This is a genomic window from Rhizobacter sp. P1_G5 (genome assembly GCF_056405435.1).
Genome location: NZ_JBFUCB010000729.1, coordinates 1 through 2,786 on the forward strand (window position 1 = coordinate 1; position 2,786 = coordinate 2,786).

The window sequence follows — 2,786 nt, forward strand, 5'->3', positions numbered from 1 at the left end:
TCCTCCTGCTTGCGGGCATGCAGCGCTTCTTGCCGCAGCCGGTCGAGCGCGCGGTGCTTGGCGGTGGTCATCAGCCAGGCCGCCGGGTTGTCGGGCAGCACGCCGCCCTCCCAGTGCTCCAGCGCGGCGAGCAGCGCGTCCTGCGCGAGTTCCTCGGCCAGGCCGACGTCGCGCACGATGCGTGCGACGTGCGCGATGATCTTCGCGGCCTCTGCGCGCCAGACGGCTTCGATCGCACGGTGTGTCTCGGTGCGTGGTTCGGTCGATTCCACCGGGGTCCTCAGGTGCTCTTCTCGGCGAGGCTCTTCAGGTTCGCGAGCCCCGCCTCGAAGTCGGTGCCGACCATGCGGTCGACGTTGATGAAGACGTGCATCACCTTGCCGAGGTACGGCACCGGGCCGTGCATCGCCCAGGTCACGCGGGTGCCGCCCTGCTCGGGCTGCAGCGTGAACTCGGCCTGGTTGTGCGCCTCGAACGGCTTCACGAAATCGAGCGCCATCGTGACCTTCGAGGCCGGCACGGTCTCGAGGATCGCGAGGCTGCCGGTGCCGACCTCCTGGCTCTCCCAGCCGTAGCGCGCGCCAGTGCCGACGGTGGTCGGGCCGTAGCTGCCCTTGAGGGCCGGGTCCTTGCGCTCGTACGGGTTCCAGGTGTTGAAGCTGCGCAGGTCGTTGATCATCGCGTGCAGCTTCTCCGGCGACGCCTGGATGCGCACGCTGCGCTCGACGCGGAAGGTGTCGGGCTTCGTGGCGGCGTAGACCAGCAGCACCGCGAGCGCGGCGGCGATGACGAGCAGGGTGGACTTCAGCATGATCGGCTCCTGGGTGTGGCGGGCGGATCGATGGGTCCGCCCCTGTTCACACGACGGGCGATCAGCGGCCGGATCGACATCCCCATGGCCGGCTCAGGGATAACCCCCGGGGCGCCTAGGCGAAGCAGGGGCCGAGCTCGCGGACCTCGATCGTGCACCACTCGGCGGCCGGGCAATCGGCGGCGATGGCCACCGCCTCGTCGCGCGTCTTCACGTCGAGCAGGAAGAAGCCGCCGATCATTTCCTTGGCCTCGGCGAACGGGCCGTCGACCAGCCGCTTCTCGCCGGCGCGCTTCTGCACGCGCACCGCGCGGTCCTGCGCCAGCAGCGACTCGGCGCTCTTCAGCACGCCGCGGGCCTTCAGCTTCTCGGCGTAGCCCAGCATGCTGTCGTAGGCCGCCTGGCCTTCGGCGAGCGTGCGCTGGCCGCGCTGTTCGACGGGTTCGACGATGAGCATCATGTAGGACATGGGGTCTCCGATCTCGAATGGGCGTTCATTGTGTCGCGGATGCGCGGCCGTGGGGATACGGCAGCACCATCGCGAGGCTGGCCACGCACAACAGCAGCATCGCCAGGGCCAGCGGCAGCGGCGAGCGGCCCGACATGAACGGCGCCACGCCCTGCGTGCCGAGCGCGCCGGCCGCGAGGATCGCCAGCATCAGCAGTGCGGAGGCGCGGCCCATCTGCACCGGCGGCAGGGCCAGCGCCTCGCTGAACGCGGCCGGCCCGCGCACCGCGAGCACCGCGGTGAAGGCGCACCAGAACACCGCGACGGCGGCGAAGCTCGGCTGACCCAGCCACGCCGCGAGCGCGAAGCCGCCGCACAGCGCCCCATGCGCCCAGCAGCCGGCCTGCACCGCGCGCGCTGCGCCGAAGCGCCGGCTGATCCGCCCCGACTGGCTGGCCACCGCCATGAAGCACAGCACGCTCATCAGCTGCAGCGCGGCGAAGCTGGCGGCGCCGCGGCCGTAGGCATGCACCATCAGCTGCGGTGCGCTGGCGACGAAGCTCAGCAGCGCGCCGAAGCACAGTGCATGGCACAGCGCGAGACGCAGGAATCTGCGGTTGCCGACGATCGCGGCATAGCCCGAGGCAGCGCTGCGGTCCAGCCCCGGCAGCTCGCGCGGCGTGACGCGCACGACGAAGGGCAGCGCGAGCAGCGTGACGCCGCCGAGGATCCAGAAGGTGGCGCGCCAGTCCATCACCAGCAGCAGCGCGCTGCCGAGCACCGGCCCGGCGGCCGGCACCGCCGACTCGATCATCGCGATCGAGGCGATGCCCTTCACCGCATGTTCGTCCGGCAGCGTCGCGCGCACGACGCTCGGCGCCACCACCGTCGCCGCACCGGCGGCCGCGCCCTGCAGCGCGCGCATCGCGAGCAGCCAGCCGATGTCCGGCGCGAGCGCGCAGCCGAAGGCGCTGAGCACCAGCAGCGAGACGCCGGCCAGCACGCAGCGGCGCGGGCCGAGCCGCGTCATCGCCTCGCCCCAGATCAGCTGCGACGCGGCGAGCCCGGCGAGGAACACCGCGACCGTCGCCTGCGCCAGCGTCACGTCGATGCCGAGCGAGGCCTGCAGCGTCGGCACGGCGGGCAGGAACAGGTCCATCGCCAGCATGCTGGTGGCGGTGACGATGGACAGCGGCAGGACGGTGCGGACGGTGGGCGGCATCGCGGCGAGCAAGGRCGGGGCGCCGACTGTAGCAACCCGCAGCTGCTATCGTCACGCCGCACTCTCTCCAAGGAACACCATGTCGAGCTATATCGAAGGCGCACTGACCCAGGACGAACGCGTGCTGCACTACGCGCATGTGAGCCTCTGGTCGCTGTGGGTGCCGCTGCTGCTGGGCCTGGTGCTGCTGCCGGCCTTCGGCTTCGGGCTGATCGCCTGGGGCTACGCCTGGGTGATGTACAAGACCACCGAACTCGCGGTGACGAACAAGCGGGTGATCGTCAAGCAGGGCTTCATCTCGCGGC

5 protein-coding genes are annotated in these 2,786 nt (G+C 71.1%); 1 reads left to right on the forward strand and 4 read right to left on the reverse strand.

Annotated elements, in window-relative coordinates; genetic code table 11:
* From AC1D12_RS30120 to AC1D12_RS30135, 4 genes are all read right to left on the reverse strand, one after another.
* Positions 1-272 (reverse strand): sigma factor (locus AC1D12_RS30120; protein WP_477844923.1); only part of this gene is annotated, 272 nt, incomplete at its 3' end.
* A gap of 8 nt (positions 273-280) precedes the next feature.
* Positions 281-811 carry an SRPBCC family protein gene (locus tag AC1D12_RS30125; RefSeq protein WP_477844925.1) on the reverse strand — a complete coding sequence of 177 codons (531 nt, stop codon included), beginning with the start codon at positions 809-811 and terminating at the stop codon, positions 281-283.
* A gap of 115 nt (positions 812-926) precedes the next feature.
* Positions 927-1,280 (reverse strand): YciI family protein, encoded by a 354-nt coding sequence (locus AC1D12_RS30130; RefSeq protein ID WP_047500195.1) that lies wholly within the window; start codon positions 1,278-1,280, stop codon positions 927-929.
* A 25-nt stretch (positions 1,281-1,305) separates the two neighbouring features.
* Positions 1,306-2,481: an MFS transporter gene (locus tag AC1D12_RS30135; RefSeq protein ID WP_477844927.1), complete on the reverse strand. Its 1,176-nt coding sequence runs from the start codon at positions 2,479-2,481 to the stop codon at positions 1,306-1,308.
* Between the two features lie 79 nt (positions 2,482-2,560).
* On the opposite strand from AC1D12_RS30135, the gene AC1D12_RS30140 reads away from it, so the two are divergent.
* Positions 2,561-2,786: PH domain-containing protein (locus AC1D12_RS30140; protein WP_490363544.1), on the forward strand; the 226-nt coding region annotated here is incomplete at its 3' end.